We start from the raw sequence: 14,520 nt of genomic DNA, 5'->3' as shown, positions 1-14,520 counted from the left end.
GGGAAGGCATACACCCGTTCCGGTGTGATCCGCACGATCAACCGCTCGGCAGCCGGCTCGGTGCACGACGCGGAGGATCTCGTCCGAGAGACGTATCTGCGGGCGTGGCGGTCGTTCGGCACGTTCGAAGGACGGTCCTCGGTGCGTACCTGGCTGTATCGGATCGCCACCAACGCCTGCCTGACCGCATTGGCGGCGGGTGCCCACCGTGTGCTGCCCGCCGGGCTCGGCGCCGCGAGCGACGACCCCTACGCCGAGCCGGCCCTGGCGGCGTCCTGGATCGGCTGGGTGCAGCCGCTGCCCGACGCGCTCGTCACCGACGACGCTGCGGATCCGGCGAGCGTGGCCGTCAGCCGGGACAGTCTGCGGCTCGCACTCATCCACTGTCTGCAATCGCTGACCGAGAACCAGCGTGCGGTGCTGCTGCTCCGCGACGTGCTCGGCATGTCCGCCGCGGAAGTCGCGACGATCCTGGACACCAGCACCGCCGCCGTCAAGAGCACCCTGCCGCGCGCCCGCGCGCGGCTCGACCGAACCGCTGCCGGGGCAGAACACGTCGTGCCGCCGACCGAACCCGCTCAACGCGCGCTCCTGGACGAGTACATCGCCGCATTCGAGCGCTCCGATGCGGTCGCGCTGGAACGGCTGCTGCATCGCGACGCCGTGCTCGAGATGCCGCCCGCGCGGACCTGGTTCCGCGGCAAACACACCTGCATGGCGTATCTCGCGGCCCGGGCGCTCGGTGTGCCGGGGGACTGGGTGCTGTATCCGACCGCCGCGAACGGACAGCCCGCCGCGGTGGCGTATCGGCGCGAAAGCCCGGGGTACTACCGGGCTTTCGGCGTTGCCGTCTTGACGACCACGCCCGACGTCATCCGTCGGATCGTCGCCTTCGGTGACCCTACGCTGGTCCCCGCCTTCGGCTTTCCCGCGGAGCTCAGCGGCACAGTTGATCGAGGTGCTCGCGGAGCAGCGCCCGAACACGTTCCGGGGGAACCTTTTCCGGGCGGATCAGGGCTTGCACGGTGAGGCCGTCGACGAAGACATAGAGCCGTTGGGCTTCCCGTTCGAGATCGAGGCCGGCGCGCAGGACTCCGCTCGCGGCGAGTTCGTCGAGCACCCACGCGACGAGTTCCGCTGTGGCATCGTACAGTTCGTCGCTGCTCTGCCGCAAGGCGGGCTCGGTCAGCACGCGGCCCAGGAAGGCCAGCCAGACCTTGGTCACCGTATGTTGCCGCGGGCCGGTCGGCAGTAGGCCGGTGAGCAGGATCTGCGCCGCTCGGTCGACCGGGTCGGCGGCCAGGTCCAGCTGCCGGATCCGGTCCATCATGCCCTCGCCGACCATGCCGAGCGAGAACGCGAGCAACTCGGACTGGGTGGAGAAGTAGTGCCGCAGGCTGCCCATCGACACCCCGGCCTCGGTGGCGACCTTGCGTACCGAGGCGTGTTCGAGTCCGTCGCGCTGGATCACCCGCCACGCGGCTTCGGCGATCGCGTGCCGTCGCTGCTGGTGCGCCTGCTGGTCCACGGTTCGAGCCACCTCGTATTTGTAACACAACTGTGCTAGCTTTCATTACCAATACAGTCGTGCTGAGAAAGCGGAGAACGGTGATGCGGTGGTTCGGGGCGGTACTCGCGGTCGTGGCGCTCGCCGCCGGGGCCTGTTCGGCAGCGCCGTCCGGCCCGGCCGGGCCCGCGTGGTCGCCGTGTCCGGGCGTCGCGGACGACGGACGGCAGTGGGAATGCACGACGATCGCCGCCGCCCGGGACTATCGCGATCCCGGTGCGGGCACGATCGAGCTCGCGCTGATCCGCACCCGCAGCGCCGATCCGGCGAAGCGGCTCGGCTCGTTGGTCTACAACCCCGGCGGACCCGGCGGTTCCGGCCTGGAAACCGTTGGGGGCGTAGCCACCCGGTTCTCCGCCCTGCTCGACCGGTACGACCTGGTGTCCTGGGATCCGCGCGGGGCGGGTCGCAGCACCCCGGTCGTCTGCACGGAAACCGCACTGCCCGAACGCGTTCCGCGCACAGACGCGGAGTGGGACGCGATCGACGCGAGCAGCAGGCAATTCGCCGACTCGTGCGTTGCTGGTTCCGGGGACCTGCTGCCGCACGTCGGATTGTTCGACTCCGCGCGCGATCTCGATCTCGTCCGGGCCGCGGTGAATGACGACCGGCTCAACTACCTCGGCGTCTCCTACGGCGGGCAGCTCGGTGCCGCGTACGCCACGCTCTTCCCGGAGCGGGTCGGACGCATGCTGCTCGACGCGCCCGGCACCCCGCTGCGCACCTTTCGGCAGAGCTTGCTAGATCAGTCCGCGGGCAGTGAGACAGCACTGCGCGACTTCCTCGCTTTCTGTGTCGCCCAGGGGAATTGCCCACTCGGCGCAACCGTGGCGGAGGCGCTGGACCGGGTCGACGACTTCCTCGCCCGCACGGAGATGTCGCCGCTGCCCACCGGGCGCGGTACACCGCTCACCCGATCGGTCGCGACCGCCGGACTGGGTCTCGGTGCCGCCGCGCCCGAGGCCTGGCCGCACCTGATCACTGCCCTCGCCCAAGCCATCTCCGGCAGCGGCGACGAACTCGTCGGCTACGCCGACCTTTTCGCCGGCCTGCGCCCCGACGGCACCCGCTCCAACTTCGCCGCCATCAACACCGCCGCGAACTGCGCCGACTACCCGGACGTCTATTCCGTCGCCCACGTCCGCGCCCTACTGCCCGAGTTCGCGGCGACAGCACCACGTTTCGGCGAACTGACCGCCCTCCGCCTAGCCGAATGCACCTACTGGCCGGTCCACGGCGTCGGCCGCGCCCCACTGGGCGCCGCAGGCGCACCCCCCATCCTCTTGATCGGCAACACCGGCGACCCAGAAGCCCCCCTCGCCTGGGTAACCGAACTAGCCCAAGCCCTCCCCTCCGCCCTCCTCCTCACCTACCACGGCGTCGGCCACGGCGCCTACGGCGGAGTAGACGCCTGCGTCGACCGAACAGTGAACGCCTACCTGCGCGACGGAGTCGTGCCAGACCGCAGAACAACCTGCCCGTAAGCCCGTCCCCGCAGCCGGGCGGCTCGGTCCAAGCGCGACTGTCCGTGGTGGTGCCCCGCCCCAGGTTCACAGGCCGGACAGGTCTGCTGAGTTCAGCTGGGCCGTAGGGGTTTAGGCGTGATGGCTGCCCGTGATGGTGTGCCCGTCCCAGGCTCTCGCGCGGACTTGGTGTGTCGAGTCTGGTTGGGTGGTGGCAGTTTTGGGCGTGAAGACTACCCGTGAAGGCGTAGCCCGTACCAGGTGTGCGCGTCGGACTTGGCGTGCTGAGTTTGACTGGGCGGTGCGGGTTTTGGGCGTGGCGACTACCCGTGATGTGTAGCCCGTCCCAGGTTTGCACCGGATTATGCTGGGCGCGTCGTGTGCCGTACCCGGCTGTAGGTGCAGGTCAGGTGCGCGGTGTCTGGTTCCGGCGTGGTCATCTGGCTGTGGTTGCGTCTCGAGCGGCTTGGGAAAGGGAGGGTGGTCGGGTTTGTCTGGACCAAGCGGCAGATAGGTGGGTGGGTTCACAGAGTTTCGATGCGGTTCACAGGGGGTGCAGCTGCTGTGAACCGTAGAGACGGTCTGTGGAGCCCCCGGCTGCGCTATCGCGCGCAGCCGATCGCGCCGGAAACCCGCCCCAGGTCGCTGTGTACCAAGCGACAAGTAGTAGGGGTTCACAGAGTTTCCATGCGGTTCACAGGGGGTGCAGCTGCTGTGAACCGTAGAGACGGTCTGTGAAGCCCCCGGCCGCACTATCACGCGCAGCTGATCACGTCAGAAGCCCCGGGTCGGCATGTACCAAGCGACAGCTTGGTGCGTGTCGACACGCGGAAACCCCACAGCTGCACCAATTCTCGGGATCTACACCCTTTCTGGACGCCCACAACCGGTGCAAGTCCCGAGAACTGGTGCAGATCCCAAAGCGCCCGCACACCATCCGCCCGCCCCCGAAAAGAAGCGCTCGAGAACGGCACCACAGCCAGGCGACCACGCCGGGACGCGACACCGCGCACCCGGCGCGCGCCTACAGCCGGGAACGGCACCCGACGCGCCCAGCACTATCCGTGTAACTCCCGCGGCAGGAACACCTGACTGTGCCCGGCGAACTTCGGGAGCCAGCCAACAAGCCCAAACGCAACTTTCTCTCCAGAACCTAACCACCCCGAACGCAACATTCTCTCCGGAACCCCACCACCCCAAACGCAACTCTCTCCAGAACCCCACCCTCGCCTGACGACGCGAGGAACAAACGACACCCCTCTCACGTTCCATTCCATGGAAACAATATCTGCGGAGTCGACGCGGGGTAATCCCGGTAGATCCCATCCGGAGCTGCAAAACCCACAGCCCGAACAGGCAAAGCAACGTGACAGGGAATGGAGTGTCGAATGCCGGAAGCGCGTCTGGTCGAACTGTTCGACCAGCTGGTGCGGGTCGAGATCCTGCTGTGGAACGCCGTGGAGCGTCGGTTGCGGGCCGAGCACGAGCTTCCGGTGCCGTGGTTCGAGATGATGCGCGTCGCGGATCGGCTCGGTGGGGCGCGGGTGCGGGACGTCGCCGAGGCGTTGACGATCACCGAGGGTGGTGCCAGCAAAATCGTGGATCGGGTGCAGGCGGCCGGTTATGCCGAACGTACCCGGGATCCGGCGGACGGCCGATCGCCGCGAATCACGTTGACGCCCAGCGGTACCCGCATGCTTCGCGCCGCCACCGCGACCGCCGAGGCAGAACTCGCCGAACGGGTCGGAGCCGTTCTCGGCCCCGACTCGCTGGAGCGGCTCGACGCCACGTTGCGCCTGCTCCGTTCCGCCAACTCCGCCGCTGCGGCGGAGAACTACAAGGAGTGATTCGAATGTCCGTTGTTCCCGACACCATGCGCGCCGTCGTGCTCGATGGCCCCGGCCCGGTCGAGGCCCTGCACGTGCGGCAGCTGCCGGTTCCTGCGCCCCGGCCGGGTGAGGTGCTGATCCAGGTGAAAGCGTTCGGGCTCAACCGGTCCGAGCTGCACACCAGACTGGGTCTGGCGGAAGGAGTGACGTTTCCGCGGGTGCCGGGCATCGAGGCGACCGGCGTCGTCGCCGCCTGTCCCGGCGGCGAATTCGCGGTCGGCAGTCAGGTGATGGCGATGATGGGCGGTATGGGCCGCACCTTCGACGGTGGGTACGCCGAATACACCTGTGTCCCGGCCGGTCAGGTGCTTTCGTTCACCAGCTCGCTGGCCTGGCCCACCCTCGGCGCGGTCCCGGAGATGCTGCAAACCGCCTACGGTTCTTTGACCATCGGCCTCGATGGTCGGCCGGGGCAGTCGATCCTGATCCGGGGCGGCAGTTCCTCGGTCGGCGCGGCCACCGCCGTGCTGGCCGCTCAGCGCGGCATGACGGTCCTGGCCACCACCCGGAATCCGGCGAAAGCCGAAGCGCTGCACCAGTTCGGCGTCGATCATGTGCTGATCGATGACGGCGCGGTCGCCGCTCGGGTCCGCGAGCTGTTCCCCGACGGCGTCGATACCGCACTCGAACTGGTGGGCACGCCGACACTGCCGGATACCTTGCGCGCCACCAAGGTCCACGGCGTCGTCTGCTTCACCGGGATGCTGTCCAACGAATGGATAGTCGAGAACTTCTATCCCATCGGTTATCTGCCGCAGGGCGTGCGACTCACCGCCTACGGCGGCGACGCGAGCGACCTCCCGGCAGACATCCTGCAGGGTTTCCTCGATGCGGTGGCGGCCGGCCGCAGCACCGTTCCGGTGGATCGCGTTTTCTCGCTCGAGCAGATCCGAGAAGCCCACGCCTACCTGGAATCCGGCGCAGCGACCGGCAAATTGGTTGTCGCGCTGTGAGTTCCGCCTGGAACAGGGAGAAGGGTGGTGGACAGGGGTCGAGTAACGGGCACGCGCTGCGCCTCGCGCACCCCTCGAACGCGAGTGGACGCGGTCCCGGCCCCGCCCTCCCGGTCTCGGTTTCCGGGCGGTCCCAGTTCCGCACGGATCATCCCTGTCCACCACTGGCGATGGTGTGGTCACATCGATAAAGCAGAATGCCAGCTGTTGTTCAGCAACCGATAAATATCGAATAAACGTTCGTTATTATTCGCCCGCCGACTCGGGGTTCTGCCCGCCGGTGCCGAACAGCCGATCGATGGTCGGCGCCGAGAGTCCGGCGCGACGGAAGATCTCGGCCGCCTCGCGGAACTCCTGCTCGGCGCGCGCCCGCCTGCCCTGTGCCGCGAGCGCGGCCGCGTGCAAGGCCATCGCGCGAGCCCGATCGATCGGATCGGCGGCTTTGGTCAGCAGGTGCAGCGCGTCCGCCGCGTTCGCCTGCGCCTCGGCCACATTGCCCGCCCGCAGCTGGATCTGGGCCAGCCTGGTGCGGGCCCAGCCCTCCCACAGGCGTACCCCGTTGCGCTGCGCCGCGTGCACCGCATCGGTGCCGAGCTCGATGGCGCGACCGTGCTCGCCGCGCATCGACAGCGTCGCGGCGAGCTCATGGGTGGCCCAGCCGAGTGCCACCGGGTTCGACGATTCCCGCGCCAGCGCGATCGCCCGGCCCGCCATCCGCACCGCTTCCTCGTATTGCCCTGCCTCGCAGTAGGTCCGGGTGACCAGGGCCAGGCACCACGCCTCCATCGACCGATCGCCGAGCGCGCGCGTGAGTTCGGTCGCGTGCTCGAAATGCCGATGCGACGCGTCGGCATCGCCGAGCCGCCGGGCGGCGACGCCGAGCAATACCGAGGCGAGCACCGAGAGCCTGCGCTCGACATCGCTCGTCGTCGGGCCCGAGACCGCACGCAGATGCGGCAGGCTCGCCTCGACCTCCCCGAGGCCCACCTGGAGCAGCGCGCCGAGCGCCGTCCTGATCCGTCGTTCGGCGCCGTGATTGTCCTCGACAATGGCGGTGTCCAGCAACGACTCCAGCGCGCGGGACAGCTCCCGGGCGCGGGTGCCCGCGTCCATCAGTTCGGCCATCACCCAGGCGAGATCGGCCGCCACCTCCAGCGCGCGTCCACCGATGCGGGCCGCCTGCTGATGCAGCGCGATCACGACGGGGCGCTCGATGTCGTTCCACGCCTGGCCATCCGAGCCGCCGCAGAACGCGCGACCCGCCGCGGTGGTCGGGACGAGCAGGCGGGCCGTGTTGCTGTAGTCGATCGCGCTGAGCAGATTGCGCGCACTCGCGAGGTGGTAGTCGAGCACGCGGACGAGCACGGCCGATTCGTCCTCGTCGGCCAGCCCGCACGCGAAAAGGCGCAGCAGATCATGGAATCGGTAGCGGCCGGGCGTGGTGGTCTCCAAAAGACTGAGATCGACCAGTGATTCGCACACCTGCTCGGCCTCGGGTTCGGTGAGGCCGAGGATCGCCGCGATGCCGTCGACCGAGAGGTCGGGCACCTGCGCGAGCGCCAGCGTGCGAAATGCCTTGGCCTGGCGCTCGGTGAGCTGACCGTAGCCGAGATGGAACGCGGCCTCCACCGCGAGTTCACCGGTCTTGAGCACGTCCAGCCGGTTCTTCTCGTCGGCCAGCCGCGCCGCGAACGACGCGATCGTCCACTGCGGCCGGACCGCGAGCCGAGCCCCGACGATGCGCACCGCCAGCGGCAGGAACCCGCACTGGGCCACCACCTCCCGCGCCGACTCCGCCTCGGCGGCGACCCGATCCGCGCCGAGAATGTGCACGAGCAGCGTCGTCGCCTCCGCCTCGTCGAGCACGTCGAGCCGGGTGCGGGTCACCGCGGGTAGTTCGGTAAGCGCGGATCGGCTGGTGATCAGCACCGCGGACCCGGCGAGCAGCGGCGCCACCTGGCTGTAGTCCCTGGCATTGTCGAGCACCATCAGGATTCGCTTGCCGGACAGCCTGGTTCGCAGCTCGGCGGCACGCTCGTCCACCGTCGAGGGGATATCGCCCTCGGCGACGCCGAGCGCCCGCAGGAAGCCGCCGAGCGCGGCGCCCGGGGGAGTGGGTACCGGGTCGACACCGTGCAGGTTGGCGTACAGCTGCCCGTCCGGGAACCGATCCCGCACCCGATGTGCCACGTGCAGTGCGAGTGTCGTCTTGCCGACCCCGCCCATGCCGCCGACCGCCGAGATCGCCACGGCGCTACCCGCACCGGTCAACTGGTCGGCCAGTTCGGCGACGAGTTGCTCGCGTCCGGTGAAATCGGCGATATCGGGCGGCAATTGCGCGGGTACGGGATCGAGCCCGCGTTCGATGCCCGCACCCGATCGGGTCGTCGATTCGAACGCGGCGGTCCCGCTGGACGAGTCGGACGGCGCGTCGGAGCCGCCGCTCGCGGCGATCGGCGGCATCGCCCCGCGCAGGATCCGCTCGTGCACCACTGACAATTCCGGCCCCGGCTCTACCCCGACCCCGTCGACCAGGGCCCGTCGAGCCTGGGCGTACGCGTGCAGTGCGTCGGACTGCCGTCCGCAGTGATACAGCGCGGTCATCAGCAGCGCCCGGAAGCGTTCGCGCAGTGGGTATTCCTCGATCAGCGGGCCTAGTTCGGCAACGGCGGCCGAGCTGTGACCGGTCTCGATATCGAGGGCGAGCCGATCCTCCAGGATGGCCAGCCGCCACTGCTCGAGCCGGATCCGTTGCCGTTCCGCGAACGGTCCCGGCAGTCCACTCAGCGCATTGCCCTGCCATTTGCTCAGGGCGGCAACCAGTTTCGCGCGGGCCGCGGCGGGATCGCGGTCCCGGACCTGCCCGGCCGCCGCGACGAGCCGTTCCACCTCCGCCACATCGGTGGCCTGGGGCGCGATGCGCAGCGCGTAGCCGTCGCCGACCGAGACCAGCACGGTCGAGGGCGCCCGGGCCGCGCGGCCGGGCTCGAGTGCGCGGCGCAGCTGCGCGACGTGGGTCCGCAGCGCCGCGATCGCGCGCGGCACCGGCCGCTCGCCCCAGATCCCCTCGACCAACTCGGCCGCGGTCACCGCGTTTCCGGCACGCAGCAGCAGGGCCGCGAGCACGGCCCTGCGCTGCGGAGGTCCCAGGTGCAGCGGCGCCTCCCCGCGCCACCCCTTGACCTCGCCCAACACCTCGAAATGCACCAACCGACCTCCCGAACGCTGGGAGTTTACGTGGCGCCGTGGCGCGTTGTCCGGTTCATGCGATCAGTCGCCGCGTGTCCCGTCCGCGCGGGAGGCCGCGGCGGCCGTCGCGGTGTTCTCCTCGGCGCGGTATCCGGCGAGGTCAGGCGGCGAATCGGGTGCTGCGGAAGGTCAGTGCCACGAGGAAGGTCAGGGCGGCTATACCGCACGCCGCGGCGAACGCCGTGGTGATCCCGCTGACCAGAACCTCGTGCGCCGAGCCCGACGCCTCGCGGACCGCGGTGCCGAAGACGGTCACCAGAATCGCCAGGCCGAGCGCCGATCCGGTCTGCTGCAGGGTCTGCATCGCGCCGCCCGCCGCGCCGGCGTCCTCGCCCGGCACGTTGGCCATGATGATCACGCCCAGCGGCGAGAAGGCCAGGCCGATACCGAGTCCCATCAAAACCATCGCGGCGAACAGGAGCGGGAAGTACCCGGATTCGGCGGTCAGCTGGGTGAGCAGGACCAGTCCGGACAGCATCAGCGCCGAACCGAGCATGGTCACCGGCTTCGGGCCGAACCGCGGCAGCAGCCGGGGGATCAGCCTGATCATCGTGAACATCAGCACCGCGGTCGGCAAGAACGCGAAACCTGTTGCCAGCGCGCTCAACCCGCGCACCTCCTGGAGGTATTGAGTGAGGAAGAAGAACATCGACATGCCCGCCATCGGGCCGAAGAAGATATTGGCGTAACCGGCCGCCCGATCGCGGTCCAGGAACAGCCGCAGCGGCAGCAGGGGTTGCGCGGTGCGCAGTTCGATGACCAGGAACGCGGCGAGCAGTAGCAAGCCCGCCGCCAGGGCGATATCGGTGGTCTCGCTGCCCCAGCCGTTGGCCGCGGCGCTGATGAACCCGTAGACCAGCACCGCGACACCGGCGGTCGCCGTCACCGCGCCCGGCAGGTCGAGGCGCGCGGGCCTGCGCGGCGCATCGGGCAGGTACCGCAGCGCGAACACCACGACGGCAAGCCCGAACGGCACGTTGATGAACAGGGCCGAGCGCCAGCTCAGCCATTCGGTGAGCAGCCCGCCGACGATGAGGCCGATCGCGAAGCCCGCGCTCGACATCCCCGAGAACAGTGCGAGCACACGCATCCTGGCCTTCGGTTCGCTGAAGGTGGTGGTGAGCAGCGCGAGGGTGTTCGGCCCCGCCATCGCGGCCCCGATGCCCTGCACGACACGCGCGCCGATCAGCCACGCGGCCGAGGGCGCCAGCCCGCCGGCGAGGGAGGCCACCGTGAACAGGGCCGTCCCGATGATGAACAGCTTGCGCCTGCCGAACAGGTCGCCGGCGCGGCCGCCGAGCAGCAGCAGCCCGCCGAAGGTGAGGGCGTAGACGTTGATGACCCAGGACAACCCGGTCGCGCTGAACTCCAGATCGGTGCGAATGCGCGGCAGCGCGACGTTCATGACGGTGATGTCGAGGACGATCATCAGCTGGCAGGTCAGCAGGGTGACCAGCACCGATCCCGATCGGAACGGCTTGGTTCCGGCGATGGACGCGGGTGTTCCCGCGGTAAGGGTGTTCGTGGACAAAGAATGCTCCGTCGAGTCGTGAGCTAAACGGAGATAGTCTCCGCTTCCGACGGGGCTATCATATGGAGAGTTTCTCCGTTTATGCAAGACTAAGCGGAGAGTCCATCCGTTTCTACTGGAGGGTTCATGGGCGCACCGACGGCGGCACGGCCGATGCGGGCCGATGCGCGGCGCAACTATGAACGGATCATCGAGTGCGCCCGCGAGGCGTTCGCGGCGCACGGTCCGCAGGCACCGCTGGACGACATCGCGCGCCAAGCTCAGGTCGGTCCCGGGACGCTGTACCGGCATTTCCCGAATCGGGACGCGCTGATCGAGGCCGTCTACCGCTCCAGCCTCGAGGGGCTGAGCCGACGCGCCTACGAGCTGCTCGAAAAACACTCTCCCGCCGATGCTTTGGCGCAGTGGATGCAAGCCCTGGTGGAGTACGTGATGGACCGGCACAACCTCGTCACGACCCTGAAAGCGGTGATGGACCACGAGTCGGAGGTCTTCACCCTGTGTCGCGCGACGATCACCGACGCGGCCGCCGCCCTGCTGCAGCCCGCGCAGGCCGCGGGCGCGATCCGCGCCGACGTCGAACCGCGCGATCTACTGCGCTTCGGGCACGGTATCGGCGCCGCGTGCGAGAAAACACCCGAAGCCGCTCCGCGGATGCTCGCGGTCACCTTGGATGGTCTGCGCACGGCGCGATAGTTGTTGCCGGACAGCCGTGTTCACGCGCGAACCACCGAGTGGTCGCGCCGGACCGCGGTCGGCGTCGTGCCCCACCAGCGCCGGCAGCAACGGGTGAAGGTCGCCTGCTCCGAGAGGCCGATCAGCGAGGCGACCTGACTCATCGGCATGTCGGTGGTGGTGAGGTAGCGGCGGGCCTCGGCGCGGCGCACGTCGTCCAGGATCGCGGCGAACGAGGTGTGCTCGGCCGCGAGCCTGCGTTGCAGAGTTCGCGGATGCATGTTGAGAAGTTTTGCGACGGAGCCGATTTCGGGCGGCAGGGTGCCGAGCAGCTGCTGTACCGCGGCATGGACCTGCGGCACCGCGGAGGCGCCGACCCCGCCCGCCTGCTCGGCCAGGAACGCCATCGCCAGCCGGTGCAGCTTCTCGTCCCCGCCGCTCAGTGGCCGGGTCGGCAGATCGCGGGGGACGCGCAGCGCCGCGTAGGGCCGTTTGATCCGCACCGGCGCACCGAAGAACTCTTCGTAGCGGGCGAGTGGCGCCGCGGGCTGATACGGCAACTCGACCGAGCGCAGCCCGTAACTGCCGTCCACCAGGCGCTGAATCGTGCGGTGCACGAACGCGAGTCCCAGATCGGTGGCCTGGGTGGGAATCGCCAGGCCCGGTTGGACGCCGTAGCGCAGGGCGATCACGCCGCGGTCGCCGTACGGGTCCGACTCGCCGGTCAGGGTGAGTGCGCGCGCATGCAGGAACAGATAGCGTGCCGAGCATTCCAGCACGCCGGTCAATGAAGGGGAATTCCGGATGGCCAACGCGAGCGGGCCGAGCATGTCGAGGTCTTGGCGCAGCGAGATGCGCAGGCCGAGGTCGGGGCAGTCCAGCCGGCGCGCCGCCAGTTCCAGCACCGAGGCGAGCGCGTGATCGGGGATGAGCAGGTCGTCGGCGTCGAGCGCGGCGACCGGCAACCCGCAGGCGGCGGCCAGTTGTTCGGCGTCGCCGCCCAGCTCTGCGACGGTCGCGCGGAATCCGCGCAGTCCGGCGGAACGGATGACCGACATGTCGTACAGAATCAAATAGTTGTCGCGCAAAGTCAAGAATGCGGTGTCGCGCCGCAGCACACTGGAACCATGAGTGAGCGCGGCAAGGCCCCGGAACACCTCGATGTCGTCATCGTCGGGGCCGGACTGTCCGGCATCGGCGCGGCGTACCGGTTGCAGACCGAGTGCCCCGGCAAGACCTACGCCATTCTGGAGGCCCGGGCGGCGCTGGGCGGTACCTGGGACCTGTTCCGCTACCCCGGGATCCGCTCGGACTCCGACATGTTCACCCTCGGCTATCCGTTCAAGCCGTGGCGCGACGCGAAGTCGATCGCCGACGGGCCGTCGATCCTGCGCTACATCGACGAAACCGCGGCCGAGAACGGCATCGACCGGCACATCCGCTACGGGACAAAGGTGGTCGCCGCCGACTGGTCGAGCGAAACCGCCCGCTGGACATTGACTCTCGAACAGCGCGACGCCGCCGGTGACACCGTGCGGCGCGAATTGACCTGTGGTTTCCTCTACGCCTGTGCGGGCTACTACAACTACGACCACGGTTATACGCCCGAATTCGCCGGTCTCTCTTCGTTTTCCGGCCAGGTGGTGCACCCGCAGTTCTGGCCCGAGGAGCTCGACTACCGCGGTAAGCGCGTCGTCGTGATCGGCAGCGGCGCCACCGCGGTCACCCTCGTGCCCTCGATGGCCGATGCCGCCGAGCAGGTGACGATGTTGCAGCGCAGCCCGACCTGGATCAGTGCGGTGCCGCGCCGGGACAAGCGCGCGGACAAGATCCGCGAACTGCTGCCGCCGAAGCTGGCGCACCGGGTGATCCGGACCAAGAACATCCTGTTCAGCATCGGTTTCTATCAGTACTGCCGCCGGCGTCCCGAGTCGGCTCGAAACCTGTTGACCCGCTTGAATTTGCGCATTCTCGGGGACAAGCAGATGGTGGCCGAGCACTTCACCCCCAGCTACAACCCGTGGGACCAGCGGTTGTGCGCCGCCCCGAGCGCGGACTTCTTCCGGGCGCTCAAGAAGGGCAAGGCCGAGGTCGTCACCGACCACATCGACACCTTCGTGCCGGAGGGCATCCGGCTACGGTCCGGTCGCGTGCTGCCGGCCGATATCGTGGTCACCGCGACCGGCTTGCAGCTGCTCGCCTTCGGCGGCATCGCGCCCCGCGTCGACGGCGAAACCGTTGCGCTGGCAGATCAATTCGTCTGGCAGGGCACCATGGTGAGCGGTGTGCCCAACTTCGCCGTGTGCATCGGCTACACCAACGCCTCGTGGACGCTGCGAGCCGACCTCACCTCGCGGCTGGTGTGCAAGATCATCAACCACATGGATCGCCGCGGCTCGGCCGCCGTCGTCCCGAAGCCGGACAGTGACCTGGTCGAACAGCCGCTGCTGGAATTGACCTCCGGCTACATCCAGCGCGCGATCGGGGCCTTCCCCCGGCAAGGTGATCGTCGTCCGTGGAAGGTCCGGCAGAACTATCTGCTCGACTCGGTTTTCACGCTGCGCACCGATCTGGACAAGACCCTCGCGGCCACCCCGAAATCGGCGGTGCGGTCTGCTGATCTGGTCACCGCGCCCTGAGCGACGAAACATCCGCCGCCGAATCGGGCTCTAGGCTGAACCGGTGGCGGTGATATTGGTGACGGGGATGTCGGGCACCGGAAAATCGACGGTGCTGCGCGAGCTGGCGGGCCGCGGCTACCAGGTGGTCGACACCGATTACGGCCCGTGGATCGAGGAGCTGCCGCTGCCCGACGGTACCGGCACCGAACGGCAGTGGCGCGAAGACCTGATCGATGCCCTGATCTCCGACCACGAGCGCACCGGCACCCCGCTGTTCCTCGCGGGCACCGTCTACAACCAGGACACCTTCTACCCGCGCTGCGTCGAGGTGGTCCTGTTGACCGCTGCGCTCCCGGTGCTCCTCGACCGCATCGCCACCCGCGCCACCAACCCCTTCGGCAAGACCCCCGAGGAACGGGCCCGCATCGAAGCCGACACCGCCGAAATCGAGCCTCTCCTACGCTCGTCCGCGACCCTTGTGATCGACACGGACAAGCCCCTCGGCGAGGTGGTCGATCAACTCGCCGCCTTGGCCGGTCCCGTCAGCTGATCCCGGCCGACGGGTTGCTGCC

11 protein-coding genes are annotated in these 14,520 nt (G+C 68.8%); 7 read left to right on the top strand and 4 right to left on the bottom strand.

The window, feature by feature from the left end; all coding sequences use genetic code 11:
- The first annotated feature begins 24 nt into the window (after positions 1 to 24).
- A complete protein-coding gene (locus NVU01S_RS08630) occupies positions 25 to 1,029 on the top strand; it encodes an RNA polymerase subunit sigma-70 (RefSeq protein ID WP_052280080.1) in 1,005 nt (334 codons plus the stop codon).
- Here the strand turns inward: NVU01S_RS08630 and NVU01S_RS08625 are convergent.
- Positions 938 to 1,540: a TetR/AcrR family transcriptional regulator gene (locus NVU01S_RS08625; RefSeq protein ID WP_063825202.1), complete on the bottom strand. Its 603-nt coding sequence runs from the start codon at positions 1,538 to 1,540 to the stop codon at positions 938 to 940. The genes NVU01S_RS08630 and NVU01S_RS08625 overlap by 92 nt on opposite strands.
- A 71-nt stretch (positions 1,541 to 1,611) precedes the next feature.
- Between NVU01S_RS08625 and NVU01S_RS08620 the strand changes: the two genes are divergently transcribed.
- From NVU01S_RS08620 to NVU01S_RS08610, 3 genes are all read left to right on the top strand, one after another.
- Positions 1,612 to 3,051, top strand: a complete 1,440-nt coding sequence (locus tag NVU01S_RS08620) for an alpha/beta hydrolase (protein WP_052280081.1) — start codon at positions 1,612 to 1,614, stop codon at positions 3,049 to 3,051.
- A gap of 1,367 nt (positions 3,052 to 4,418) precedes the next feature.
- The gene (locus tag NVU01S_RS08615; protein ID WP_043663122.1) at positions 4,419 to 4,877 is read left to right on the top strand and encodes a MarR family winged helix-turn-helix transcriptional regulator; all 459 of its coding nucleotides are present in this window, start codon (positions 4,419 to 4,421) and stop codon (positions 4,875 to 4,877) included.
- 5 nt (positions 4,878 to 4,882) lie between these two features.
- Positions 4,883 to 5,872, top strand: coding sequence for a zinc-binding alcohol dehydrogenase family protein (locus NVU01S_RS08610; protein WP_209444742.1), 990 nt, complete (start codon positions 4,883 to 4,885; stop codon positions 5,870 to 5,872).
- Between the two features lie 246 nt (positions 5,873 to 6,118).
- On the opposite strand, the gene NVU01S_RS08605 is transcribed toward NVU01S_RS08610, so the two are convergent.
- Both NVU01S_RS08605 and NVU01S_RS08600 read right to left on the bottom strand, forming a co-directional pair.
- Positions 6,119 to 9,079, bottom strand: coding sequence for an AfsR/SARP family transcriptional regulator (locus NVU01S_RS08605; protein WP_052280082.1), 2,961 nt, complete (start codon positions 9,077 to 9,079; stop codon positions 6,119 to 6,121).
- A 142-nt stretch (positions 9,080 to 9,221) separates the two neighbouring features.
- Positions 9,222 to 10,652, bottom strand: coding sequence for an MFS transporter (locus tag NVU01S_RS08600; RefSeq protein WP_244467072.1), 1,431 nt, complete (start codon positions 10,650 to 10,652; stop codon positions 9,222 to 9,224).
- 126 nt (positions 10,653 to 10,778) lie between these two features.
- Between NVU01S_RS08600 and NVU01S_RS08595 the strand changes: the two genes are divergently transcribed.
- Positions 10,779 to 11,348, top strand: coding sequence for a TetR/AcrR family transcriptional regulator (locus tag NVU01S_RS08595; RefSeq protein WP_043663125.1), 570 nt, complete (start codon positions 10,779 to 10,781; stop codon positions 11,346 to 11,348).
- A 20-nt stretch (positions 11,349 to 11,368) separates the two neighbouring features.
- On the opposite strand, the gene NVU01S_RS08590 is transcribed toward NVU01S_RS08595, so the two are convergent.
- Positions 11,369 to 12,445 carry an AraC family transcriptional regulator gene (locus NVU01S_RS08590; RefSeq protein ID WP_244467073.1) on the bottom strand — a complete coding sequence of 359 codons (1,077 nt, stop codon included), beginning with the start codon at positions 12,443 to 12,445 and terminating at the stop codon, positions 11,369 to 11,371.
- A 9-nt stretch (positions 12,446 to 12,454) separates the two neighbouring features.
- Between NVU01S_RS08590 and NVU01S_RS08585 the strand changes: the two genes are divergently transcribed.
- Positions 12,455 to 13,966: a flavin-containing monooxygenase gene (locus NVU01S_RS08585; RefSeq protein WP_043663128.1), complete on the top strand. Its 1,512-nt coding sequence runs from the start codon at positions 12,455 to 12,457 to the stop codon at positions 13,964 to 13,966.
- 43 nt (positions 13,967 to 14,009) lie between these two features.
- A complete protein-coding gene (locus NVU01S_RS08580; RefSeq protein ID WP_244467074.1) occupies positions 14,010 to 14,498 on the top strand; it encodes a shikimate kinase in 489 nt (162 codons plus the stop codon).
- Positions 14,499 to 14,520: the final 22 nt, after the last annotated feature.

It is taken from the genome of Nocardia vulneris (genome assembly GCF_001613425.1).
Lineage (GTDB): Bacteria > Actinomycetota > Actinomycetes > Mycobacteriales > Mycobacteriaceae > Nocardia > Nocardia vulneris.
The sequence above is the reverse complement of the archived record's forward strand: the minus strand, read 5'-3'. Positions and strand labels throughout refer to the sequence as shown.

Excerpts from the sequence above, each read along its gene's own strand:
- NVU01S_RS08585 (WP_043663128.1), top strand. The coding sequence starts at position 12,455 with ATGAGTGAGCGCGGCAAGGCCCCGGAACACCTCGATGTCGTCATCGTC.
- NVU01S_RS08595 (WP_043663125.1), top strand. The coding sequence starts at position 10,779 with ATGGGCGCACCGACGGCGGCACGGCCGATGCGGGCCGATGCGCGGCGC.
- NVU01S_RS08615 (WP_043663122.1), top strand. The coding sequence starts at position 4,419 with ATGCCGGAAGCGCGTCTGGTCGAACTGTTCGACCAGCTGGTGCGGGTC.
- NVU01S_RS08610 (WP_209444742.1), top strand. The coding sequence starts at position 4,883 with ATGTCCGTTGTTCCCGACACCATGCGCGCCGTCGTGCTCGATGGCCCC.
- NVU01S_RS08620 (WP_052280081.1), top strand. The coding sequence starts at position 1,612 with ATGCGGTGGTTCGGGGCGGTACTCGCGGTCGTGGCGCTCGCCGCCGGG.